The organism is Myxococcus xanthus (assembly GCF_006402735.1).
GTDB lineage: Bacteria > Myxococcota > Myxococcia > Myxococcales > Myxococcaceae > Myxococcus > Myxococcus xanthus_A.
In genome coordinates this window covers 3,134,487-3,157,279 of the sequence record NZ_CP017174.1, presented here as the reverse complement: position 1 = coordinate 3,157,279, position 22,793 = coordinate 3,134,487, and the positions used below count along the sequence as shown (strand labels likewise).

Below are 22,793 nucleotides of genomic sequence, written 5' to 3'. Positions count from 1 at the left end.
CCGCCAGGGCCCCGCCCGCTTCCCGCCTCAGTCGGTGGAAGCGCCGGGGCCTTGGTATTTCTGGCGCTGCTACCAGCGATGGTACGCGGGGTGGCCCGGCTTCACGGCGACGAAGGTGCCCCGACAGGTGGCCGTCACCTTCCCGCCTGCGGTCAGCGTGCCTTCGATGATGGCGCGGTCCCCCTGGATTTCCACCGGCTTCGCCTCCAGGCGCAGGGGCCCGGCCATGGGCGTGGGACGCTTCAGGGTGATGGCGTACTCGGCGGTGACAGTGCACGGCGGCGCGTCCCCGCCCTGCGCGCGCATCAGGTGGTACGCCGCCGTCCAGTTGCAGTGACAGTCCAGCAGCGTGCCGACGATGCCGCCGCTGAGCACGCCTTCGAAGGCGTGGTGGTGTTCTTGCGGCGTCCACTCCGCGACGACGGCATCACCCTCCACGCGGCTGCGGATGCGCAGGCCCTGGGCGTTGGCCGGGCCGCAGCCGAAGCAGCTGTTTTGGGGAGCGTAGCGTTCCTGAAGGCTCGGGGTGTCCGGAGTCATCGACATGGCCGGCCACCTTACGCCAGCCTCCCGCCGCCGTCCGGCCCTGCACGCCGTCGAACCACGCCTCCAGCGCGAGGGCGTCCGGCCCTTCACAGTCGCCCTGGCAGGCGCGCAGCACCGTGCTGTTGGCCTGGGGCCGGTCCACCCACCAGCGCTGGCCGTCGAAGGCGCCCACGTCCTTCTCCTGGAGGATGCGGGTGTGGGCCGCGGGCCCCATCTCCACCACGCCATCCGGACGGATGCGGTACGCGTCGAACGAGCGAGGCGCCCCAGGCCAGTGCCCCGGGTCGAACACCTCCGGCAGCACATGGGTGAAGCCCGTCTCCGCGTACAGCGACAGCGGCCCCAGGTCCTCGCCGCGCAGCAGCGGCGCCAGCGACACGCCGTCCACATCCGACAGCCGCGGCAGCCCGGACAACTCCAGCAGCGTGGGCCCCGCGTCCACCAACCGCACCAGCGAATCCACCAGGGCTGGCGCCGTCCCCCGCCCCTTGGGCGGCTTCACCGCCAGGAGGATGCGGTTCTCCTCCTCCGACAGCCGCGCGCCATGCACCGGCGTGGCGCCCGCGAGGTCCGCGCGGTCCGCGTGGAAGCTCTCGCCATGGTCCGACAGCAGGAGGATGAGCGCGTCGTCATAGCGCCCCGAGCGGCGCAGCGCGTCCAGCAGCATCCCCACCTGCGCGTCCGCCTGTGCAATCAGCTCGTCGTAGAGCGCCTCCGCGCCCGCCCGGTTCCAGCCGCCCTTCGCGCCTGGAGACACCGGGGCGAAGTGCATGCGCAGCCGGCGCTCCAGCGGCTCCGAGGCCGGCACGAAGCGACGGTAGAAGGGATGCACCGGGTCGCCCGGGAAGTGCGCCGCCGTCGCATGGAAGGCGAACAGCGTGGGGCCCTGGCTCGCCTCGTCCACCAGCCGCGAAGCCAGCCGCTCCGCGTAGCCCATGGGGTCATGGATGCCGGCCAGCGCTCGGTTGTCGATGAACTCGGGCAACCAGGCGGCGCCCAGCGCGTGGTCGGCGAACAGGCCCAGCGCGCGGTAGCGCAGCTTCTCCAGGAGGAAGTTCACCGCCCCGCGCGGCGGCTGCAGGCGCGTCTCGAAGCCGGATGCGGGCCCTTCCGCGTGGAAGCGTGAGCAGTCGGTGGAGAACACCGTGCGCCACCCCGCCTGCGCGAAGGACTCCGCGAAGGTGCGCTGGAGTTGCATCCGCGAGTCGGACGTCAGCGAGTAGCGCACGCCCGTCTCGTGCGGCCACCGCGCGGTGAGCAGCGAACGCCACGCGGGCTCCGTCTGGGCGATGGGCGTGTACGCGCGGGTGAAGAGCGTGGCGTCCTCCAAAAGGCGCTCCACGTGGGGCGCCACCTCGCCCGAGCCTCCCTGCGACTTCAGCCGGTCCGGCCGGAAGGCATCGATGCCGATGACCACCACCAGCGGATGCCCAGGCGCGCCGCGTCCAGCCATCCCCTTTCCCACCACCAACAGCCCCGCCACGCCCGCCAGGGCCGCGCCGCCCCACAGCGCGAGCCGCCACTGCCGCGAGCGCACCACCCACACCGCGGCGTGCGCCACCAGCCAGGCCACCAGCACCGCGCGTGGATGCCAGGGCTCGCCATGTGCCACCAGCCAGGCCAGCAGCGACCGGAGCGCGGGCAGGTCATCGAAGAGGGCCGGACGCGCGATGGCCCGGTCCCACGCCAGCAGCACGAACAGCAGCAGCCCCTGCCCCAACGTCGCCCAGGCGCCGCCCCGTCCCCAGGCACGCGCCAGCAATGTCCCCGCCACGGCCAGCACCATGCCGGCCACGGCGTACACGGCCGCCACTCTCAACAGCAGGCCTGGGATGACAGGCCGCACGGCCGCCATCAACGCGGCGTAGGGGCCATCCACCGGGATGTCCATGCCCACGACACCCGAGCGCAGCAGCAGCCACGACTCGGCGGCGAACAGCAACACACCCAGCACGGCCCCCGCGAGCAGGCGCGGCCACCAGGAACGGAGAATGCCGGAAGGGGGGGATTCGGGCATGACCTCCTCTTCTATACCCGATTGAAACAGGCGTGTGCCGGCCGGACGACCGACCCCCGCCAACGTGCGCTCCGCGCGAGGGCATTGCAGAATCGATGGCCTTGACTCCGCCTCGACTGGCAGCCAGCGAGGCCCCTGCATCACCGCACGGCGCCCATCCCGATGACAGCCAGGACCTGGTGAACCGGGCGCTGGATGTCGAACGCCATCACAACGCACGGCAGATGGCGCGGTTGCGGCTGGTGGCTGTCACCCTGCTGCTGGGCGTCGCGCTGTATCAAGGCGTCGCGCGGGACATGGCGGACTGGAAGGTCTACCTCGCGCCCCTGGGCATCTACTGGCTGTGCACCGTGGCCGGACGGGTCGCGGTGTCACGCTGGCGGCAAAGTGCCTTATGGGCCGGACTGACGCTGGCCTTCGTGGACGCACCCGCCGTCTACTGGATGCAGCACCTGGCCATTCCGGTGTCGCCCTCCCCGGGCGGCGTGGCCGGCTTCACGCTGGGCATCTACACCGTGCTGGTGCTGCTGGCGGCCCTGTCGCTGCGCCGCTCCGTCACCGCGGTGGTCATGACGGTCGCCGCCATCGGCTTGGTCCGGCTGCAGCACGAGGCGGGCATCGGCATGGGCGCCCAGGTGGCCGCGGTCGTCCTCCTGGGCATCATGGCGGCCGGCGCCCACCACCTGCTCGGTCGCATCCGCGCCCTCACCGTCGCCGTCTCCCGGGAGGAGCTCAAGCGCGCCCGCCTGGGCCGCTACTTCTCGCCCTCAGTAGCAGAACGACTACAACGACAGACCTCGATGGCGCCGGAGCTGCGGGAAGTCACGGTGCTGTTCGCCGACCTCCGGGACTTCACCGCGCTGAGCGAGCGCATGCCGCCGGGCCAGGTGGTGGAGGTCCTCAACGAGTATTACGGCCGCATGGTGGAGGTGGTGTTCCGCCACGGTGGAACGCTCGACAAGTTCATCGGGGACGCACTCATGGTGTACTTCGGCGCGCCGCTGGAAGACGCGGAGCACCCCCTCCGCGCGGTGCGCTGCGCGCTGGACATGGTGGTGGAGCTGGACGCCGTCAACGCCGACCGGGCCGCCCGGGGTGCTCCCGTCCTGCGCATGGGGGTGGGCGTCCACACCGGTCCCGTCGTTCTGGGGAACATCGGCTCCACCACCCGCCGTCTGGAGTACACCGCCATTGGAGATACGGTGAACGTGGCGGCCCGCATCGAGCAGCTCACCAAGGTGGCCGGCGTCGCCGTCCTCGCCTCCCAGGCCACCCGCGAGCACTGCGCCGAGGCCTTCGCCTGGGTGCCGGTGAACCCCACCTTGGTGCCCGGCAAGCGACTGCCCGTGGCTACCTTTGCACCGAGTGTAGGACAACCCGGGGTCGCGCTCGCAGTCGGCTGATCCACCCCCTGTCCGGGCCGCTGCCCACCCTCCCACCCGGTTTCGCGCAACGCCCGCTTCTGGGCCTCCTAAGTGGGCTACATGGTTGAGGGTTTACGTTGACGCACCCGCCGAGGGCTCCTTATAAAGCCGCGGATTCTTCTCCCTTAGTCATTGGGGCCCCCTTGAGCACTTTCGCGTTGGACAGGGTCTCCGCCCAGCTCCCAGAGGCGGTGGCGGATCGCTACGTGGATCGGACCGGAGGCGCCTGGGCCGTCATCCATGCAGACTCGCTCCCGAAGGTCGCCGCGTTCCTGAAGAACGACCCGGAGCTGGAGTTCAAGCTGTTCGGCTCCATCGACGCCGTGGATCGGCTGCACCTGGCGGAGAACGACCCTCGCTTCGAGGTCGTCTACTTCCTCTACTCCCTCAAGCGGCACGAGCACGTGCGGCTCAAGGTGCGGGTGAGCGAAGCCAACCCGGTGGTCCCCACCCTGGTGCCGCTCTTCCGCGGCGCCAACTGGTGGGAGCGGCTGACCTTCGACTTCTACGGCATCCGCTTCGACGGGCACCCGGACCTGCGCCGCATCCTCCTCTACGACGAGTTCGAGGGGCATCCGCTGCGCAAGGACTACGCGCTGCGCGACCGGCAGCCGCTCATCCCCGAGCGCCCCATCAAGGACATCTTCCGCGGCCCCGGCACTAGCGGGCTCTCCTGAGCGAGGACATCCATGGCTGACACCCTCAAGCCCGAAGCGCCGAACCCCGATACCGACGCGTACGCCCACGAGTCGGAGCTGGAAGCCCATCTGCAGACCAAGCGGATGGTCATCAACATGGGCCCCTCCCACCCGGCCACGCACGGCACCGTGCGGCTGAAGGTGGAGCTCGAGGGTGAGACGATCGTCAAGATCGACCCTGAGATCGGCTTCCTGCACCGCGGCTTCCAGAAGAGCTGCGAGAACGTCACGTGGACGCAGTGCCTGCCCTACACGGACCGGCTCAACTACCTGTCCGCGATGATGAACAACTTCGGGTTCCTCAACGCCGTGGAGAAGCTCATCGGCCTGGAGATTCCCGAGCGCGCCCAGTACATCCGCGTCATCGGCTCCGAGCTGCACCGGCTGACGGACCACCTGACGTGCGTGGGCGCCACCGGCCTGGAGATGGGCGGCTTCGCGCCGTTCCTCCTCGCCATGGAGTTCCGCGAGCTGCTCCATGACCGCACCGCCGAGCTGACGGGCGCGCGCCTCACGACCAGCTTCGGGCGCGTGGGCGGCAGCAACCGCGACCTGCCCGAGGGCTGGGTTGCCCGCGTCCACAAGACGCTGGACCAGGGCCTGGCGCTGCTCGACGAGATGGAAGGCCTGCTGACGAACAACCGCATCTTCGTGGACCGCACGAAGGGCACGGGAGTCATCAGCGCCGAGGACGCCATCGAGTACGGCTACACCGGCCCCGCCCTGCGCGCGTGCGGCGTGGACTACGACATCCGCAAGACGAAGCCGTACTGGGTCTACGACCGGTTCGACTTCGACATCCCGCTGGGCGAGCACGGCGACAACTACGACCGCTACCTGGTCCGGCTCGAGGAGATGCGTCAGTCCATCCGCATCCTGCGCCAGGCCATGGACACCATCCCCGCGGGCCCCATCATTGTGGATGACTGGCGCATCGCGCTGCCACCCAAGCCCGAGGTCTACGGCACCATCGAAGGCGTGATGTCGCACTTCAAGCTGGTGATGGAGGGCATCCAGGTGCCCGCCGGCGAGGTGTACGACGCCACCGAGGCCTCCAACGGCGAGCTGGGCTGGTACCTGGTGAGCGACGGCCGCGGCCGTCCGTACAAGGTCCACGTTCGCGCGCCGGGCTTCCCCGTGCTCGCGGCCGTCCCCCACATCATCGAAGGCAAGATGTTGGCGGACCTCATCCCTACGTTTGACACCATCAACATGATCGGCGGCGAGGTCGAGCAGTGAGCGACAACGACACGAAGAAGCCCACCGGTGATGCGCAGCCGCCTCCGAAGGGGGCGCCCACGGACACGCCCGCGGCCAAGATTGGCCCGGAGCCGTCCAACCCGCCCGCCGGCGCGAAGCTGGACAACCCGCCCGCCGCCGCCAGCGGCCCTACGGGGACGCCGCCGCCCAAGCCGCCCTCCGGCCCGCCGCCCAAGCCGGCGCCGAAGAACCCGGGGTTCATCACCGCCACCATCGACGGCAAGGAAGTCGTGGTGAAGCCGGGGACGAACATGATCGAGGCGGCCAAGGCGGTCGGCTCGGACATCCCCTACTACTGCTACCACCCGCGCCTCTCCATCGCGGCCAACTGCCGCATCTGCCTCATCGAGGCGTCCAACGCGCCCAAGATGGTGCCCGCGTGCCAGACGCCCATGGCCGAAGGCCAGGCCATCAAGACCACCACGCCCAAGGTGAAGGAGCAGCAGCGCGCGGTGATGGAGTTCCTGCTGCTGAACCACCCGGTCGACTGCTCCATCTGCGACCAGGCCGGTGAGTGCAAGCTGCAGGACTACTACATGAAGTACGATTACCGGCCCTCGCGCCTGGAGGGCACCAAGGCCCTCAAGAACAAGCGCAAGGTGCTGGGGCCCCGCGTCGTCATTGACCAGGAGCGCTGCATCATGTGCACCCGCTGCGTGCGCGTGATGAACGAGGTGGCCAAGGAGCCGCAGCTGGGCGTGTTCGGCCGCGGCAGCCACGAGCGCATCGACGTGTTCCCGGGCAGCGAGCTGAACAGCAACTACTCGCTCAACACCGTGGACGTGTGCCCGGTGGGCGCGCTGCTCAGCCGCGACTTCCGCTTCAAGGCGCGCGCGTGGTTCCTGTCCGCCACCCCGTCGGTGTGCACCGGCTGCTCGCGCGGCTGCTCCACCTACGTGGACTGGATGTCGCAGGACTCGTACCGCTACCGCCCGCGGGAGAACGAGGCCATCAACAAGAGTTGGATGTGCGACGAGGGCCGGCTCACCTACAAGTACCTGAACCTGGGCCGCGTGCTGCAGGCGCAGGTGGGCCGCCGCGCGAACCGCGCCGGTGAGGCGGTGCCCGTCACCACGCGCAAGGAAGCGGTCCAGGCCGCGGCCAAGGCGCTGCGCTCGGTGCAGGGCAGCAAGCAGCTGGCGGTGCTGGCCTCGCCTCTGGCCTCCAACGAGGACCTGCTGGCCGGGCTGAACTTCGCCAAGACCACGCTGGGCGTGTCCACCGTGTACGTGGGCGGCCGCGCTTCGGGCCCCGCCGACCACTTCCTGATGACGGCGGACAAGAACCCCAACCGCAAGGGCCTGGAGTTCATCGCGAAGGCGCTGGGCCTCAAGCTGGAGACCTTCGACGCGCTCACCACCGTGATGAAGGCGGGAACGGTGAAGGCGCTCTACGCCATCGGCACCGAGGTGCCGGGCGACGTGGACACCTTCGCGGAGGCCGCCGGTCACCTGGACGTGTTCGTGGCGCAGGCCTTCACAGAGTCCGCCATCACCGCGCAGGCCACGGTGCTGCTGCCGGCCTCCGTCCCCGTCGAGGACGAGGGCTCGTTCGTGCAGCAGGACGGCATCATCCAGCGCTTCCGCAAGGCGTACCCGCCCAAGGGCGACGTCGTCCCGGGCTGGGAGTGGGTCAGGGAGCTGACGCGCGAGCTGGGTGGCGAGTCCACCTGGAAGCGCGCCGTCGACGTGTGGCGCGAGCTGGCTGGCAAGGTGGCCGAGTTCGCGGAGTTCAACTGGGAGAAGGCGTCTCCGGCGGACCGGGAGAAGCCGGGCATCAATCCGCTGCCGGCAGGTGCCGACGGTCGCCCCGCGGGGTACCGTGAGTTCGGCACGCCTCGGGTGAGGGGTATCTAGTCATGAGCCGCGTACTGACGATTCTCGTCGCCATGTTCACCATCGTCTTCCTGATGGCGGGTGGCATGGCGTCGGCCTACCTCGTGGGTGGCCTGGTGGAGGAGCACTGGTTCACTGGCGCGAGCCGGCTGACCAACGTGCTGTTCCTCGTCCTCATCTTCGTGATGGTCATCGCCACGCTGCTGACCATGGCGGAGCGCAAGTGGAGCGCGTTCATCCAGGACCGCATGGGTCCCAACCGCGCCCGCATCGCCCTGCCCGGCCTGAAGAACCGCCCGCTGGGCGGCCTTCCGCACATCCTCACGGACGTGCTGAAGATGCTGACCAAGGAAGACCTGATTCCGGCCGCCGCGAACCGGTTCATGTTCAACCTGGGCCCCATCCTGGCCTTCGCCCCCACCTTCGCCCTGTTCGCCGTGGTGCCCGCCGGTCCGTCGGTGCAGGTGTTCGGCCGCAACGTGGACATGGTGGTGGCCACGCCGGACTTCGGCGCCCTCTACGTGCTCGCCATCGCCTCGCTGGCCGTCTACGGCACCGCGCTGGCCGGCTGGGCCTCCAACAACAAGTTCGGACTGCTGGGCGGCGTGCGCGCCACCTCGCAGATGATCGCCTACGAGGTCGCGCTCGGCCTGTCCCTGGTCGGCATCTTCCTCACCTTCTCCTCGGTGCAGTTCCCGGCCATCATTGGTGACATCGGCAACGCGCTCACCGGCGGCACCGGCCAGGGCCGCTACCTGTGGCGCACGGACGGCGCCTTCGACCTGGGGCTGCCCGCGTGGGGCATCTTCATCCAACCGCTGGGCTTCCTGCTCTTCTTCGCCGCGTCCTTCGCGGAGACCAAGCGCGCCCCGTTCGACCTGCCGGAAGGCGAGTCGGAGATCATCGGCTACTTCGTTGAGTACTCCGGCATGAAGTTCGGCCTCTTCATGATCTCCGAGTTCGTGGAGGTCGTGGTGCTGGCCGGCGTGACGACGGCGTTCTTCTTCGGCGGCTACCACCTGCCCTTCGGCAACGAGTGGCTGGCCAACCTGCCCATCATGCAGGAGCACGGCTGGCTGCTGGGCACCATCCTGGGCACGGTGTTCTGGCTGAAGGTGCTGTTCCTCATCTGGGTGCAGCTGCTCATCCGCTGGACGTTCCCCCGCTTCCGCTACGACCAGATTCAGTCGCTGGGCTGGAAGATCCTCCTCCCCCTCGGCTTGGTGAACATCTTCGTGACCGGTGCGCTGGTCCTCTGGGATCCGTCCCTGCGGGCGCTGGCGGTCCTCGGCATCGCGGAGATTGGCTTCCTGGTGGTGTTGACCACGACGACGAAGGTCCCCGCAGGCGGTGCGCACGGGGCGCACGCCGGCCATGGTCACGACCACGGACATGGCCACGCCCACGGTGGGCACGGTGCCCATGACCTGCCGGCGCACGCCCACGGCGCGGCCCCGGCGTCCACCCACTAGGCCGCACCTTTCGGCCCCAGCATCCGGGAATCGAGAACCATCATGGCCTACAAGGTAAGCAAGGACCCTCGCACGGACATCCGCGAGCGAACCTATGTGCCCAACCTGCTCCGCGGCCTGGGCATCACCGCGAAGCACTTCTTCCGCAACCTCTTCGGGACGCGTGACACCAACACGCAGGTGGTGGACCGCACCGGCGCCAGCCTGATGACGACGGTGGCGTACCCCGAGGAGAAGCCCATCTACCCCGAGGGCTACCGCGGCCTGCACCGGCTGGTTCCGCGCGAGGACGGCAAGCCGCGCTGCGTGGCTTGCTACATGTGCGCCACCATCTGCCCGGCGCAGTGCATCTACATCGAGGCGGGTGAGTACGAGGACGAAGCCTCGGACTCCGAGGACCGCGTCATCGAGAAGTACCCCACCCAGTTCGTCATCGACGAGCTGCGGTGCATCGTGTGCGGCCTCTGCGTGGATGCGTGCCCCAAGGACGCCATCCGCATGGACACCTACACGCACACCCCGCCCGAGTACACGCGGCAGAACTTCGTCTACGACATCCCGAAGCTGCTCAAGGGCGCGCCGGTGTCCCACCCGTCGGACCCGTGGAACAAGCGCGAGGGCTCCGAGGAGCCGCACCACGTCCACAAGGAAGCGCACACGCGCATCGGCGAGGGCCTGGTGGAGCTCAAGCTGCCGCACGGCGAGCACGGCGGCCACGGCAAGGCGCTGCCCGCGGGGGCCCATGCGGGCCACCAGACGGTCGTCACGCAGCAGGGCCCCATCCAGGTGACGAAGTTCATCAAGTGAATCCAGATTCCCAGTGAGGCCGTATCGGCCTCACCCGGATTCCCGGCCCGCACTCCCGCGTTGAAGCGGAAGGCGGGCCGGCGCTTTTTCAGGGGGCTGGTGGTGAAGCTGAACCTCTTCAATACGCTTGATGGCGGCCTCCAGGAGACGCCACCGTGAAGCGCTACCGCTTGTCGGTGTGCAAGGGCTCCAGCTGCAAGGCGGGCGGCGCGGACGCCGTCTACGCCGAGGCCCGGGACACCCTCTCCGGCCAGGGGCTGGTGCCGCGCTGCGAGCTGTACCGCGGCGGCTGCTACGGCTTCTGCCACATGGGGCCGAACGTCGTCGTCCGCGAGGACACCGGCCGCAAGAGAGATCCGCTCTCTCCCGAGGACTACCAGCTCATGGGCTGGCCAGGAGAGGTGTACTACTCGGCGATGACGGCGGAGAAGATGCGCCGCGTGGTGGCGGAGCACATCGCGAAGGACGCCCCCGTGAAGGAGCTCTTCGGCCAGCCGGACTCGGACGACGGCGAGGAGTGACTCACGCCGCCGCGGCGGTGGGCTCGCCCTCCTCCATGCCGTGCACGCCGTCCCAGTCCGCGGGCGGCGGCGTGACGAGGAAGCGGGCGCAGCGGCCGGCGTAGAGCGCGGCGACGGTGTCCTGGTACTCGTGTGAAGCACGCTCGAAGAGGGCATGCGCCTCCGCGAAGCGGCGCTGGTGGTAGGCGGTGAGGGCCTGCTCGTGGAGCGCGAGCTGCTCCTGCATGCGGGGCGTGAGTTCTCCGCGGCGCGCCACCAACTCATGCACGCGCACCGGCTGCGGGCGGCCCTTGAAGCGCACCAGGTCCACCACACGGAAGACGTAGCTGCCGCTGGCGAGCTGCGCGGTGGTGTCCCCGGCCAGCACGTAGGTGCCGTACACCTTGTTGATGGCCTCCAGCCGCGAGGCCAACCCCACCGCGTCTCCGAGCACGGTGTAGTTGGACTTCATCTCGCTGCCCAGGTCGCCCACCACCAGCTCCCCGGTGTCCACGGCCGCGCGGAAGCTGAGGCGGTGGCCATACTTCTTCTCCCAGGCGGACTGACGCTCGGTCAGCACCTCCCGCATCTTCAGCGCCGCCTCGCAGGCCAGGTGCGCGTGGCGGTCCGTGCGCACCGGCGCGCCCCAGAAGGCCATCACCGAGTCGCCGATGTACTTGTCCACCTGCCCCGCCGTGGACCGCACCACCGCGGAAATCTCCGTGAGGTACGCGTTGAAGAGGCCTACCAGCTGCTCGGGCGGCAGGCCCTCCGACAGCCGCGTGAAGCCTTCGATGTCGCAGACGTACACGGACATCTGCCGGCGCTCGGGGCGCATCAGGCTCAAGTCCCGCGCCACCAGCCGGGCCACGTCCGGGCTGACGTAGCGGCCGAGCGCGTTGTGCACGAAGTCGCGAATCTGCCGCTCCGTGCCGTAGGCGTAGCGAATGGTGGCGACGAAGGCGCCCACCATGGCCAGCAGCGGCCCGGCCATGGCCACCCACAGCCGCTGTTCGACGAAGACGTATGCGGCTCCGAAGGCGTAGCCCGCGCCCGCCGCCACCAGGAAGCCCACGTAGAGCACGGCGCCGCGCACCGAGCGCAGCAGGAAGCTGAGCGACAGCGCCAGGAAGGCGCCGAGGAAGGCCAGCCCCAGCGTGAGGAGCAGGTCCAAATCGGGCGCCGCACGGGTGATGCCCTCCGAGCGGAGGATGTTGGCCAGCGCCTGCCCCAGAATCGCGCCCCCCGGCGTCTCCGGCCCCAGGGGCGTGGAACGCAGGTGCGCGGACTCGCCGGCGGTCCGCGTGAGGACGACGGTGCGGCCTTCCAGGTCATTCTCGAAGCGCGCGGGGCGCTCGTCCGCCACGTCGAAGACGTTGAGGAGCACGTTCCACGCGCGGATGGAGCGCGCCAGCGAGCCGCGTGAGCCCCGGCCCGCGTTGGGCGCATCCCAGCGCAGCAGGCTCAGTCCCGAGGCGCTCATCGGGAACGCGTACTGGTCCCCCACGTGCAGCTTGCCGCCCTCGTAGCGGAGCGAGCGCGTACCGGCCAACCGCATGGCCGCGGCCAGGGGCAGCGACGGCAGGATGTGGCGCTTGCCGCGCACGGTGTAGCTCATGAGGTGCGCCACGGCGCGCACGCGTCCGTCCTGGCCCGCCACGAGCGTGGACGCACCGAAGCCCGCGCTTCCGCTCAACAGCGGCACCACGGGGTGCTGAACCTGGCGCAGCTCGATGAGATTCGCCGCGTCCAGTCCCTCCACCTGGACCTCCGCCAGCGAGATGAAGAGCTCCGTGGGGCCCACGCGGTAGCTGTCGTCCGCTGCGCGGCGCTCCTCGAGGACATGCGCGGTGGCTCCCAGGCGCGAGCCCAGCGCCTTGCCGTCCGCTTCGTCCATGGCGCCGCCCCAGACCTCTACCTGGCTGCCCGCGGGGATGATGAAGGCCGGGCGCTGCGCCGCGAGCACGGCCTGCGCGCGCAGGGAGGCCGCCTCGGACGCGTCATAGACGCCCAGCTTCACGCGGTACGGCCACAGGCGGCTGGCGGGGGGCAGCACCCGGGGCCCCTGCGCTTCCCAGGTGAACGACAGCAGCGCCCGGCCCGGATCTTTCGCCAGCTGCGCGGCGAAGGCCGCGTCGTCGCAGGAGAGCGACGAGGCCGACGCGGACGAGGCTTCGGCACAGGCGTTGGGGCTCAGGTCCGTGAAGGGCAAGTCCACGAGCACCAGCAGCGCCCCCTCCTGGACCAGCCGGTGCACCATGCGGCCCACGAGCTGGCGCGGCCAGGGCTGCGTGGCGACGCCGGGGCGCACGTCCTGGCGGGCCTCGGCCAGCGTCTCGTCGTCGATGGCGATGACGACGGCCTCGTCGGGGCGCTCGGAGCGCTCCCCCAGCTCCCGCACGCGCCAGTCGTAGGTGACACGCTCCCAGCCTTCCAGCCAGGCCTGTGCGGCATCCACCGCCGCGGAGGGGACCCAGGCCGACGGCGGGTCCTTGGGCGGCACGATGCTGGTGGGGCGCAGGTACACGAGCAGCCCCAGCACGCCTCCGAAGAGGAGGGCCATCAACAGGGAGACGCCAAGCCGCTTCAGGAAGCGCCGGCCTGCGGAGTGAACACGGTGACCTTGCACGGGTGGCCCGGAGGATACCCCGAGATGGGCCCGAGCGCGGTCGTCGTTGCGGGGGTGCCTGCTATGCTCGTGTTCCCATGAAACGCACCCTGGTGTCCGCGGCGCTCGCCGCCTCCTCCCTCGCCTTCCTGGCTTGCGACCTGGACCAGCTCACCGCCGACCACGTCATGGTGGGCACGCTGCTCTCCACCCCGGAGGTGGAGGTCTCCGCTTCCGCGTTGGCCGGCTATGACGCGGGCACCTTCAGCCCGGACGGTGGCGACGTGCTCGCCCTGCCCGCGCAGACGGCCGCCATCGTCTTCCTTGGCAGCCGGACGGGTGAGAACTCGCAGCCCTCCGGCCTGGCGGGGGCCGAAATCACGGTGCAGCCGGTGGGTGGCCAGGCCACGGCGCTCGCGGACGAGGGCTCCGGCAACTACCGCCGCACCAGCGTGGGCGCCTCCGACTTCACCTACCAGCCCGGTGCCACCTACCAGTTCATCGCGAACCGGGGTGGCACGCGCTACGTGGGCCAGGTGGACAACGCGCCGATGAAGGAGACCATCGCCGCGCTGCACCCGCCCGAAGGCTTCCTGCGCATCGACGCGAGCACGCCCCTGTCCTTCGACCGGCCGGCGCCCCCGGCGAATACGGACCGCACGCTCGGCTTCGTCACCGTCGTGCCCCTGAGCGCCGAGGGCGCGCAGGGCGAGCCGACGTACACCAACCTGCCCTCCACGCCGGTCCAGTTCCTCCAACTGGTGGGCCTGCCGGGCCCGTACCGTGAGGCCCGCGTGACGATTCCGGGCACCGCCTTCCCCCAGCGCGAGCAGACCTACCTGGTCATCTTCCATGCCGTGCGAATGGGCGGCGCCGAATCCGGCAACCTGTTCCTCGGCAGCGCGCTGCTGGCGGGCACCGCCGAGGTGGGCGTGGTGCGCACGCGCTAGGACGGATCTGCCGACGCGAGGCGAGTCAGCCCACTTCGATGTCCAGCCCGATGCGCCCTTCCAGCTTGAGGCGCAGCAGGTGCCCCGCGAAGCGCTCGGACTCCTCGCGGGAGAGGACGTTGCGGAAGGCCGTCCCGTCCGCGACCTCCACCTCCAGCACCACGCCCCGCTGAAGCAGCCGGAAGAAGTCCTCGCCTCCCGAAGGGCGTGGAACGAACACGGGGAGGAAGCCCTTCAGCGGCACTACCTCCCCTCCCCCCCGTACGCGCGACTCCAACCCCACCGCGTCCGGACGCACTTCGTCCGCGGCCACGCCCGCGTCTGCATAGAGCGGCGCGGGCGGCAGTGACACGTCCTCGGTCGCGTCATCCAGCAGGAAGCCGTACCGGGACGGAATCCTGGCCGCGAACAGGAAGCACAGCAGCACGGGCGTGTCTCCGGACACGCGCTCCAGATGGAGAATCGCGCGCTCCGTCCCCACACGGCGCAGCAGCAACGTCAGGGACGGACGGCTCGCGCTCAGGTAGCGCTGGACGCGATCCTTGAGCGTGGCACGAATCTCCGCGAAGGCCTCGGCATGCTTCGCCTCGCTCTCCGCCTCTCGCCGGGCAAGCGCGTCGCGGGCCTGCGTCAGCTTGTCCTCCGCTTCCCGCAGGAAATCCCCTGGAGCGGCGGGCGGAGTCACCAGCGCGGGCTCGGCGCCCGACGCAGGTGTCAGCCCCGCGGCGCGCACCGCGCCCAACAGGAACGAGCCCTGTTGCTCCAGCCGCTCGCGCTCCTCACGGAAGCGCAGTCGCGACGCCGCGTGCTCCACCTGGAGCTCCAGCCACGCCTCATACCCGGACTCCAGCGTCTCCAGCGCGCGCAGCCGCGCCAGCGCCGCGTCCGGGCTCACGCCCTCGCTGGCCCCGGCGTGCTTCACCATCCCACCCTGCGTCGTCTCACTCACGGCCGTGGACTCTAACCGGCTCCAAACGGGAAGGCCCCCACCCGCGGCCGTTGCCGGCGCGAATGGAGGCCCCTGGCCCCGTCCGGGGCCGTGTGCGGCGGATGCCGCGAATCAGGCGGTGCGGGACACGGTGCCCTGCGGGCCCGTCTGCGCCGCGCCCTCGGAGGAGCGGCCCACCGCGTTGGACAGGTACTCCTGGCCGCTGTGCAGGCGCTGACGGAGGTCATCGCGCAACTGATTGCCCGGCTTGGGCGCCAGCAGCAGGCCCAGGCCCGCGCCCACGAGGATGCCCGCGGCGAAGGCGCCCACGACGGGCAGGAGCGTGTCCACCGTGTCCCGACGCGTCTCCAGGCCCACCAGGTGCAGCAGGTCGTCCTTGTCCAGCTTCTTGAGGTTGTTGAAGTTCACCATTTGAGACTCCGGGGGTTGTGGGGTGGAGGAAAGCCCGGCCTCAGTACGTCGGCGGGCGAGGAGTGCCTGCGGAAGTGGCGTTCGCCGAGGCGGAGCCCTGCGGGCCCGGACCAGCCATACCACGTCCAGTTTGATAGCCCTGGAAGGCCGCTTCCGCCATGCCCAACAGTTCATCCTTGACCAGTGGCAGCGCCGCGAGGCGCACGCCGAGCCGGAGGATGCGCGCCGTCAGCGGCGTGAAGAGCCCGCCGCCCAGCAGATAGCCGACGCCCACGGCGGCCGCCATCATCCCGTACGGGTTGCGCTCCACGCGCCCCCGCAGGTCCAGCGTCTGCCCCAAGTCCGTCACCGCGCCGCGCGCGTCGGACCAGAGCTGCTGCGCGTCGCTGCCAATGTGGTCCACTCGCTGCCCGAAGCCGCCGCCCTGCGGGTCCTGCGGCGTGCCATTGCCCGATGCACCTGGAAACGTCGTCATGCGTTCACCCTCTCGTGTGGTTCCAGCGCGCGTCTTCAGCGGCGCGAGGCAATGCGTCCGACGAGGAAACCCACGGCCACGGCGCCCAGCAGGCACGTGCCCGGATTGGCGCGGATGAAGCTCACCACGCGGTTGTTCAGGTCCACGATGTTCTGACGGGCCTCGTCGATCTGCGGCACCACGCGGTCCTGGAACTCACGCGCCTTGTCGGCCATCTGCTGCGGATTCATCTCCATCGAAGCCATCTCCTCAATTGGGGGTACTACGGCAGTCGTCAGTCGCGCGAGCCCAACCACAGGCCCACCACGAACGCCGCGCCTACACACGCGTAGGGATTGCGGCTCACCCACTGGCGCCAGTCTGCGGCCACTGCCACTTCTTCGCGAAGGGCACTCACCGACGTGGCCAGCTCGGCGCGCGTGCGCTCGATTTCGGCACGCAGGTCCGCGCTGCTGCGGGGGCTGTAGGCCTTGGGCTGTCCATTGCTACCGGCCATGCGGGGGCTCCTTGAAGATTTCACGGTTCGTCCCCTGGAGCGCGTTCACGGACGCGTTGGGGACGGCGTTGGTGAGCGCGGCCACGCTGAGCGAGAGCTCCTGCGACGTATCGTCCATCATCCGGCGCGCCTTCAGCCGGTTCACCGCCCACATCGCGCCGCCCGCGCCTCCCACCAGATTCAGCAGGCCGATTCCAGCCAGCGCTCCGGACCATCCCAACCACGTGGAAAGCCACGCCGCCAGCGCCGCGCACACGAAGCCATAACCCACGAGGATGAAGGGCACGAAGGCCACGATCATCGCCACGTCCAGGCCCGTGGCCTTGACATCCTCGGCCAGCTCCATGCGCGCCAGCTGCAGGTGCTGCGTCACCAGCCGGCTGAAGCCGTCGGCCATGCGCCCGACGAGCGCGGAAATCCCGCGCTCTGCCTGTTCACTTCCCACGTGCATGCGCTCTCCGGCCGACGCATACGGCCTCTCAGGTGCGGGCCAACCTAGGCATGCACCTGTTCCGCGACAACCACGTCACGGAGTTTTTGTCCGGCGCACGCAAGCGTCGGCCAGTGAACGCGCGCGTCGGCCCATCCGCCCAGTCTACCCGATGAGCTGCACCGGAGGAGAGACGGAAGGCTCCACGGCGATGGGGGCCTCGAAGCGCAGCACGAGGGGCAGGTGGTCAGACGCCACCCGGCTCAACTCCGTGCGGTGAGGGTGGATGGACAGCGGGCGCACGCCCGCGTCCACGAAGATGCGGTCCAGCCGCAGCAGGGGCAGTCGCGTGGGATACGTGCGAGCGGGCGCGCCGAGCTCCAGCGCCGCGTCGTGGATGGCCTGGCGCACCAGCGAGGGCACCGGGCCATTGCCCCAGTAGTTGAAATCTCCACACACCACCAACGGGGCCTTCCGCGCGGCATCGCGGAGGATGTCCGAGGACAACAGCAACGCCTCCTGCCTGCGCCGCTCCCCCAGGCGCAGGCCCAGGTGGAGGGAGAAGACGTGGAGCTGCTGCCCGCCCCCGATGTCCAGGTCGCAGCGCAGCGCGCCGCGAGGCTCGCGGCGGCCCACGCTCAAGTCGTAGTTCTTCGACTTGAGGATGGGCAGCCGCGACAGGATGGCGTTGCCGTAGCGCCGGCCGTTGCGCACGACATTGGGACCAAAGGCCATGTGCAGCCCGAGCATGTCCGCCAGGTGTTCGGGCTGGTCCTCCCGAGGCGTCACCGCGCGAAAGTCGCCTACCTCCTGGAGAGCGACGATGTCCGCGCCCACTTCGCGGAGCACCGCGCCCACGCGGCCCAGGTCGAAGCGGCCGTCCGTTCCGATACCACTATGGATGTTGTACGAAACGAGCCTCAGCTCCACGCGCGTCGCTCACCCAATCAGGACAGAGGAAGGATGCGGCCCGCGGCCATGCGGACGACCGTGACGGGCAGCAGGATGAGCCGGGACACGGCCTTGACGGCGTCGCCCAGTCCACCCCGCAGGGCCTGGAGCTGGTGCTCCACCTCGTCGCGAATCTCCGGCAGCCGCCCGCGCGGCGGCTGCTCGCGCGTGGGTGGCAGCGCGCCAATCGGCGCCGTTCCTCCCACGACGGGCGCGGAGGTCGGGCGCGCCTTGCCCTTCGACGTGCCACGTGCCGCCTTGAATTCCGGGCCGTGGGAGAACTTGGCGTCGGGCTCGGGCCGCGCCAGTTCCTCCAGCTGCGCCTCCATCTGATGCGCGATGTAGAGTTCTTCCGTCTCCGCGAAGCGCTTGCCGTAGTGAACGCCCTCGTGGCTCTCCATGGCCTCGGGATGCGCCTTGGAATGGGCCAGCCGCGCCTTGTCCTGCCGACGCAGGCTTCGCTTCGGCGCCGGCAGCGTCTTCGGAACCTGGTAGTGGTCAAAGCTATAGGGACGAGGCATCCGCGAATCTCCCAATCAACGAGTCCGTTCAGAAGCTAGGAAGCCCCCAGTCCCCCGGGTACGCCTTGACGGAATGTGCCCTGGTGGCCCGCCTGCCCTGCGGACAGGCAGGCGGCATGCGGACAAGATGCGTCGTCCAAGTACCGACAACCTCTGGGGTCGGCTTCGCGCAGAGGAGGCGTGCGGCCATTCTCCCACCCAGGCGACGAGCCAAGCGCTTTCGAGGGGCGGAGCAAGCATGCGGCGGACCGACACCACACTCCGGGAAGAGTTGCGCGCGACGTGGTGTAAAAACGGCCCATGCCTTCGCACGCACCCGGCCGGAAGTATTCCAAGTCCCCTTTCCTGCTACTCGCCCTGCTCGCACTTGGAGCGAAGGCCGGTGCGACCGAAACCGCCTCGGTGCCCGTGCGCGCGTCCAGAGAGGACGCTTCCCTGGAGGCCCCTCCCCAGCTGACGCTGCAGCCCGGCGCAGCCAAGCCGGGAGACCCGGTGCTGGTGACGGTGAGCGGCATGACGGCGCCTCCCACCGGCACGCTCGCCGGACGCGCGCTGCGCTTCTTCCCTTGGGGCGATGGCTATCTGGCCGTTTCCGGCCTGCCGGTGGAGATGACGCCGGGCACCGCGCAGGTGACGGCCATGGGCCCCGTCACGCCGGGCGCGCCGCAGGTGGAGCTGACGGGCACGCTGGACGTCGTGGAGTCCGGCTACCCGTCGCGCGAGCTGCGCGTGGCCGGCAAGTACGTGAAGCCGCCCGCGTCGGTGCGCAAGCGCATGGCCGCGGACCGCCGCGCCTTCGCTGAAGCCTTCGCCCAGGACTTCAGCGCGCCGCACTTCTCGCAGAACTTCGCGTGGCCCAGGGCGGACCGCATCACCGCGCCCTTCGGCGACCGCCGCACCTTCAACGGAAAGCTGTCCAGTCAGCACTTCGGCGTGGACATCGACGGGGACCCGGGCACGCCAGTGCAGGCCGCCAACGACGGCACGGTGGTGATGGCGCGCGACAACTACGCGGCGGGCAACACCGTGCTGGTGCACCACGGCGCGGGGCTCTACACGGCGTACTTCCACCTGTCGCGCATCGACGTGAAGACGGGCACACAGGTGAAGCAGGGCCAGCTGCTGGGCAAGGTGGGCAGCACCGGCCGCGTCACCGGCCCGCACCTGCACTGGGGCGTGAAGGTGGACGGGCTGTGGGTGGACGGAGAGCGCCTGCTGAAGCTGGACTTCTTCCCGCACCTGCCGCCCAGCGTCGCCCAGGGCGGCAACGCCGAGCTGGGCACGCAGTAGCCGGCGTCAGCGGTCGTTCCACTTCGGGGGACGCTTCTCCAGGAACGCGGAGATGCCCTCCCCCGCGTCGTCCGCCAGCACGTTCAGCGACAGCTGCGAGGCCAGGTACTCCAGCGCGGCGGGCAGCGGCAGGTCCTCGGCGGTGAAGAAGGCACGGCGCCCCAGCGCCAGCACCGCCTGGCTCTTCCCCGCCAGCTTTCCCGCGAGCGCGCCCACCGCGGCGTCCAGTTCCGCGGCCGGCACCACGCGGTTGAGCAGCCCCAACGTCAGCGCCTCGCGCGCGGGCAGCCGGTCTCCGGTGAGCACCAGCTCCAGCGCGCGCTTGCGGCCCAGGTGACGCTGGAGCAGCGCCATCATCATCATCGGGAAGAGGCCCACGTCGATTTCGGGCGTGCCCAGGTCCGCGCCCTCCACGGCGACGGCCAAATCACACGCGAGCACCAGCCCCAGGCCTCCCGCCAGCGCGTGCCCGTTGACGCGCGCCACGGTGGGCTTGCGCAGTTCCTGGAAGCGCGCCAGCAGCTTCCCGTAGGAACGGCGGCCCTCGTGCGTGGACAGGAAGCCCTCGTCACCAGCCATGGTTCCCAGGTCCCCGCCCGCGCAGAAGACCTTCTCACCGGCGCCCGTCAGCACCACCACGCGCACCGCGGCGTCGGATTCGGCCCGCTCCAGCGCGGCCATCAGCTCGCGCACCACGCCCGGGGACAAGGCGTTGCGGGCCTTGGGCCGGTCAATGGTCAGGAGCGCTTGGGGGCCTTGGACTTCGTAGCGGACTTCTCCGGCTTCCATTCGGACACCTCCGCTGCCTGGGCACCCGTGAGGACGCCGTAAAGGAAGGAGTCGGCAATCTGCGACTTCGCCCGCTCCAGGGCGTCGGGGTCGCGCGCGTCGGCCAGCCCCACGACGAAGGCGGTGAGCGCCATTTCGATGTTGCCGAAGAGGAGCGCGGAGGCCAGGTGCGGGTCCAACCCCGGCCGCAGCTCGCCCCGCTCCTGCGCGGCGTTGAAGAGCGCCGAGCTGAGCCGGATGGCATCCACGAAGGCCGTCTGCCGGTTGATGCGCGAGCCCGCCGGACTGCGCGCAATCTCCAGGATGAGCACCTTCACCGCGCGCGGGTCCACCCGGTAGGCCTCGAAGGCCACCTCGACGATGCCGCGGACCTTCTCCGCCAGCGAGCCTTCGCCCTCCACCACCGCGCGCACGCGCGTGACGAAGCCGCTCCAGCCGGTGTCGAACACCGTCTCGAGCAGCTCATCCTTGTTCTTGAAGTAGTGGTAGACGAGCCCGTATGCGACGCCGGCCTCTTTCGCCACGTCCGCGATGCGGCAGCCGTGGTAGCCCTTGCGCGCGAACACGTCGATGGCCGCGCGGAGGATGGTGCGGCGGCGCTCGCTTTCGCGCGTGCCACTCTCCGCCGCCGGCTTGCTCTGCTGACCCACGGTTGTCCTCCACCGGCGGGTGATTCGCCAGTCAACCAGTGGAGAACCTACGGAGGGCGGGCCCTGGGGTCAATGCCTTCGTGGGCCCGCCCGGCGAAACGACGACGACTTACTCCACGGTGCCCCGGACGACGGGCCCCTGGACGATGGCCTCGTGGCCCTCCAGCTGTGCCGCGGTGTACTTGCAGATGGGCGTCACCCGCCAATCAACCGGAGGGTTGAAGACCGGCGGCGGGGGGCCTTCGGTGGGCGGCTCGTGCGCATCGCGGACCAGGTACGTCTCGAAGTTGAAGGACGGGTAGGTCAACGCGATGCCCGTGTTGGCCGGGGACACCGTGACGGGGCCGGACGCGCCGCCACTGCAACCGTCATTGCCGCTGTTCTGCGCCATGCGGTTGTACCAGGGGTCGGAGACGATGAACGAAATCGAGATGCCGCCGAAGTGGCTGATGAGCGGCGGCGGCGCGTTGGGCGGCGGGTCGAGCTGCCGCTGCGTCTGGTCCTTGTCCAGCCCGTGGGGCATGCCCGTCCAGAGGATGCGCTCCTGCACCCAGATGAGCGTGCTGGCGTCGTGCTGGCCATTCTTGCCCGTCCAGCGGCCGTCGCCGTTGGTGTCCACGTAGCGCTCACCCGGATCCCACGTGCCGTTGTCGTTGTTGTCGACGAAGGGCTCGGTCAGGTCCTCGAACGGCTCGCCCGTGTCCCAGACGCCGTTGTTGTTGAGGTCGTCGAAGGCCTCCTCACCGCTGGTGATGGCGATCAGCGAGACCAGGTTGTCACGCGGGTTGAGGACGATGCCGGGGCGGATGGGGTCCGGACGGCGCGGCTCCGGACGGTCCTGCTGGGGCTGCGCGGCGTTGCCGTAGGCGGCAATGGGGTTCTCGTCCCAGAGGAAGGGGTGCATCCACAGCGGCGCCAGGTACTCGCCCGTGTGGGTCGCGTCCTTCTGCGGATTCCAGCTGAAGATGCCCGGCTCCACGTCCTGCGGCAGCGGCAGGGACGTCTTGTAGAGGACCTCCGCGTTGCCCACCACGTCGGTGACGGACACGGCGCTGGGACCGATGGTGCCCGCCTCGGTGAGGAAGGACACCTGGGCGCCCACCACGCCGTCACCGTTACGATCACCCACGTGGGCGATGCACCGGACCTTCACGCCCGCGATGAGGGCGCGCGTCTCGTCCCAGGCGCCAACGGCGTGGTGCAGACCGGAGCCGTTACCGGAGAACGAACCGCACTGGAAGGTGAACTGACGGGAGTTCGAGTTGGTGCCCGCGAAGCTGACCACCGGCGAGACGGCCCGCTTCATCTCGGCACCCGTGCCGGCGGTGGCGATGACGACGGCGGAGGCCACCCGGCCGCCGCGCGCGGTCATCTGCACGGACACGATGCCGTCACCCGTGTTGGTGACACCCTCGGTGGGCGACAGCTCGACGCCCGGAACCGGGGACTCCAGCGTGAAGGACACCGGGGTACCGGCCTGCGGCTGGCCACGGGAGTCCACCGCGCGGAAGCGCAGCGTGGTGATTTCTCCCAGTCGCGGCTGAGCCGGTGACTGGTCCACGAATTCAAGTGTGGCGGGGGCCGACGGCGAGCATGCAACGAACAGCAAGCTCGCGAAGGCCACCCACGGGGCCAGACCCGGACGCATCAGTGGAAACTCCTTGAAGGCGATGAAGGAAGCGGGCTGTACGCGAGCAGCGCACAGCGCATCTTC

At 69.9% G+C, this 22,793-nt stretch carries 23 protein-coding genes; 9 read left to right on the top strand and 14 right to left on the bottom strand.

The annotated features are described in order from the left end of the window. Positions 1-69 precede the first annotated feature (69 nt). Positions 70-438: a PaaI family thioesterase gene (locus tag BHS09_RS13430; RefSeq protein WP_174260534.1), complete on the bottom strand. Its 369-nt coding sequence runs from the start codon at positions 436-438 to the stop codon at positions 70-72. Then, positions 428-2,563: a sulfatase-like hydrolase/transferase gene (locus tag BHS09_RS13425; RefSeq protein ID WP_140798050.1), complete on the bottom strand. Its 2,136-nt coding sequence runs from the start codon at positions 2,561-2,563 to the stop codon at positions 428-430. Before BHS09_RS13425 ends, BHS09_RS13430 begins: the two co-directional genes overlap by 11 nt. 95 nt (positions 2,564-2,658) lie before the next feature. Between BHS09_RS13425 and BHS09_RS13420 the strand changes: the two genes are divergently transcribed. The 7 genes from BHS09_RS13420 to BHS09_RS13390 all read left to right on the top strand — a co-directional run bounded on the left by BHS09_RS13420 (position 2,659) and on the right by BHS09_RS13390 (position 10,580). Next, positions 2,659-3,966 (top strand): adenylate/guanylate cyclase domain-containing protein, encoded by a 1,308-nt coding sequence (locus BHS09_RS13420; protein WP_140798049.1) that lies wholly within the window; start codon positions 2,659-2,661, stop codon positions 3,964-3,966. 179 nt (positions 3,967-4,145) lie between these two features. Further along, positions 4,146-4,664: an NADH-quinone oxidoreductase subunit C gene (locus BHS09_RS13415; protein ID WP_020478794.1), complete on the top strand. Its 519-nt coding sequence runs from the start codon at positions 4,146-4,148 to the stop codon at positions 4,662-4,664. Between the two features lie 12 nt (positions 4,665-4,676). Then, positions 4,677-5,924 (top strand): NADH dehydrogenase (quinone) subunit D, encoded by a 1,248-nt coding sequence (gene nuoD, locus BHS09_RS13410; protein WP_140790240.1) that lies wholly within the window; start codon positions 4,677-4,679, stop codon positions 5,922-5,924. Then, on the top strand, positions 5,921-7,801 hold the full coding sequence (locus BHS09_RS13405) for an NADH-quinone oxidoreductase subunit G (RefSeq protein ID WP_140798048.1): 1,881 nt from the start codon (positions 5,921-5,923) through the stop codon (positions 7,799-7,801). Before nuoD ends, BHS09_RS13405 begins: the two co-directional genes overlap by 4 nt. Before the next feature lie 2 nt (positions 7,802-7,803). Then, positions 7,804-9,252 (top strand): complex I subunit 1/NuoH family protein, encoded by a 1,449-nt coding sequence (locus BHS09_RS13400; protein ID WP_140790236.1) that lies wholly within the window; start codon positions 7,804-7,806, stop codon positions 9,250-9,252. Between the two features lie 42 nt (positions 9,253-9,294). After that, a complete protein-coding gene (locus BHS09_RS13395; RefSeq protein WP_140798047.1) occupies positions 9,295-10,059 on the top strand; it encodes a NuoI/complex I 23 kDa subunit family protein in 765 nt (254 codons plus the stop codon). 155 nt (positions 10,060-10,214) lie between these two features. Further along, positions 10,215-10,580 (top strand): (2Fe-2S) ferredoxin domain-containing protein, encoded by a 366-nt coding sequence (locus tag BHS09_RS13390; protein ID WP_140798046.1) that lies wholly within the window; start codon positions 10,215-10,217, stop codon positions 10,578-10,580. 1 nt (position 10,581) lies between these two features. Here the strand turns inward: BHS09_RS13390 and BHS09_RS13385 are convergent, their stop codons facing one another. Next, positions 10,582-13,122: an adenylate/guanylate cyclase domain-containing protein gene (locus BHS09_RS13385; protein ID WP_140790230.1), complete on the bottom strand. Its 2,541-nt coding sequence runs from the start codon at positions 13,120-13,122 to the stop codon at positions 10,582-10,584. Between the two features lie 143 nt (positions 13,123-13,265). Between BHS09_RS13385 and BHS09_RS13380 the strand changes: the two genes are divergently transcribed. Further along, positions 13,266-14,117, top strand: coding sequence for a hypothetical protein (locus BHS09_RS13380; RefSeq protein ID WP_237078278.1), 852 nt, complete (start codon positions 13,266-13,268; stop codon positions 14,115-14,117). Positions 14,118-14,142: 25 nt separating this feature from the next. On the opposite strand, the gene BHS09_RS13375 is transcribed toward BHS09_RS13380, so the two are convergent. From BHS09_RS13375 to BHS09_RS13340, 8 genes are all read right to left on the bottom strand, one after another. Then, a complete protein-coding gene (locus tag BHS09_RS13375; protein ID WP_140790226.1) occupies positions 14,143-15,066 on the bottom strand; it encodes a hypothetical protein in 924 nt (307 codons plus the stop codon). Positions 15,067-15,177: 111 nt separating this feature from the next. Further along, positions 15,178-15,477 carry a YtxH domain-containing protein gene (locus BHS09_RS13370; RefSeq protein ID WP_090489000.1) on the bottom strand — a complete coding sequence of 100 codons (300 nt, stop codon included), beginning with the start codon at positions 15,475-15,477 and terminating at the stop codon, positions 15,178-15,180. A gap of 40 nt (positions 15,478-15,517) precedes the next feature. After that, positions 15,518-15,952, bottom strand: a complete 435-nt coding sequence (locus tag BHS09_RS13365) for a hypothetical protein (RefSeq protein WP_140790224.1) — start codon at positions 15,950-15,952, stop codon at positions 15,518-15,520. Between the two features lie 35 nt (positions 15,953-15,987). Beyond that, entirely contained in the window at positions 15,988-16,188 is a 201-nt protein-coding gene (locus tag BHS09_RS13360; protein WP_140790222.1) for a hypothetical protein, read from the bottom strand. 38 nt (positions 16,189-16,226) lie between these two features. Beyond that, a complete protein-coding gene (locus tag BHS09_RS13355) occupies positions 16,227-16,448 on the bottom strand; it encodes a DUF3618 domain-containing protein (protein WP_011552784.1) in 222 nt (73 codons plus the stop codon). Further along, entirely contained in the window at positions 16,438-16,899 is a 462-nt protein-coding gene (locus BHS09_RS13350) for a phage holin family protein (RefSeq protein ID WP_140798045.1), read from the bottom strand. The genes BHS09_RS13355 and BHS09_RS13350 overlap by 11 nt, the downstream gene beginning before the upstream one ends. A gap of 144 nt (positions 16,900-17,043) precedes the next feature. Beyond that, positions 17,044-17,808: an endonuclease/exonuclease/phosphatase family protein gene (locus BHS09_RS13345; RefSeq protein WP_140790218.1), complete on the bottom strand. Its 765-nt coding sequence runs from the start codon at positions 17,806-17,808 to the stop codon at positions 17,044-17,046. A 17-nt stretch (positions 17,809-17,825) separates the two neighbouring features. After that, on the bottom strand, positions 17,826-18,350 hold the full coding sequence (locus BHS09_RS13340; RefSeq protein WP_174258758.1) for a hypothetical protein: 525 nt from the start codon (positions 18,348-18,350) through the stop codon (positions 17,826-17,828). Between the two features lie 300 nt (positions 18,351-18,650). Between BHS09_RS13340 and BHS09_RS13335 the strand changes: the two genes are divergently transcribed. Next, a complete protein-coding gene (locus tag BHS09_RS13335) occupies positions 18,651-19,640 on the top strand; it encodes a M23 family metallopeptidase (protein WP_140798044.1) in 990 nt (329 codons plus the stop codon). A gap of 6 nt (positions 19,641-19,646) precedes the next feature. Here the strand turns inward: BHS09_RS13335 and BHS09_RS13330 are convergent, their stop codons facing one another. The 3 genes from BHS09_RS13330 to BHS09_RS13320 form a co-directional block, all read right to left on the bottom strand. Beyond that, a complete protein-coding gene (locus BHS09_RS13330; RefSeq protein ID WP_140798043.1) occupies positions 19,647-20,429 on the bottom strand; it encodes an enoyl-CoA hydratase/isomerase family protein in 783 nt (260 codons plus the stop codon). Beyond that, positions 20,378-21,079 (bottom strand): TetR/AcrR family transcriptional regulator, encoded by a 702-nt coding sequence (locus tag BHS09_RS13325; RefSeq protein ID WP_140790210.1) that lies wholly within the window; start codon positions 21,077-21,079, stop codon positions 20,378-20,380. Before BHS09_RS13325 ends, BHS09_RS13330 begins: the two co-directional genes overlap by 52 nt. A 109-nt stretch (positions 21,080-21,188) precedes the next feature. Then, the gene (locus BHS09_RS13320; RefSeq protein WP_140790208.1) at positions 21,189-22,727 is read right to left on the bottom strand and encodes an Ig-like domain-containing protein; all 1,539 of its coding nucleotides are present in this window, start codon (positions 22,725-22,727) and stop codon (positions 21,189-21,191) included. Positions 22,728-22,793: the final 66 nt, after the last annotated feature.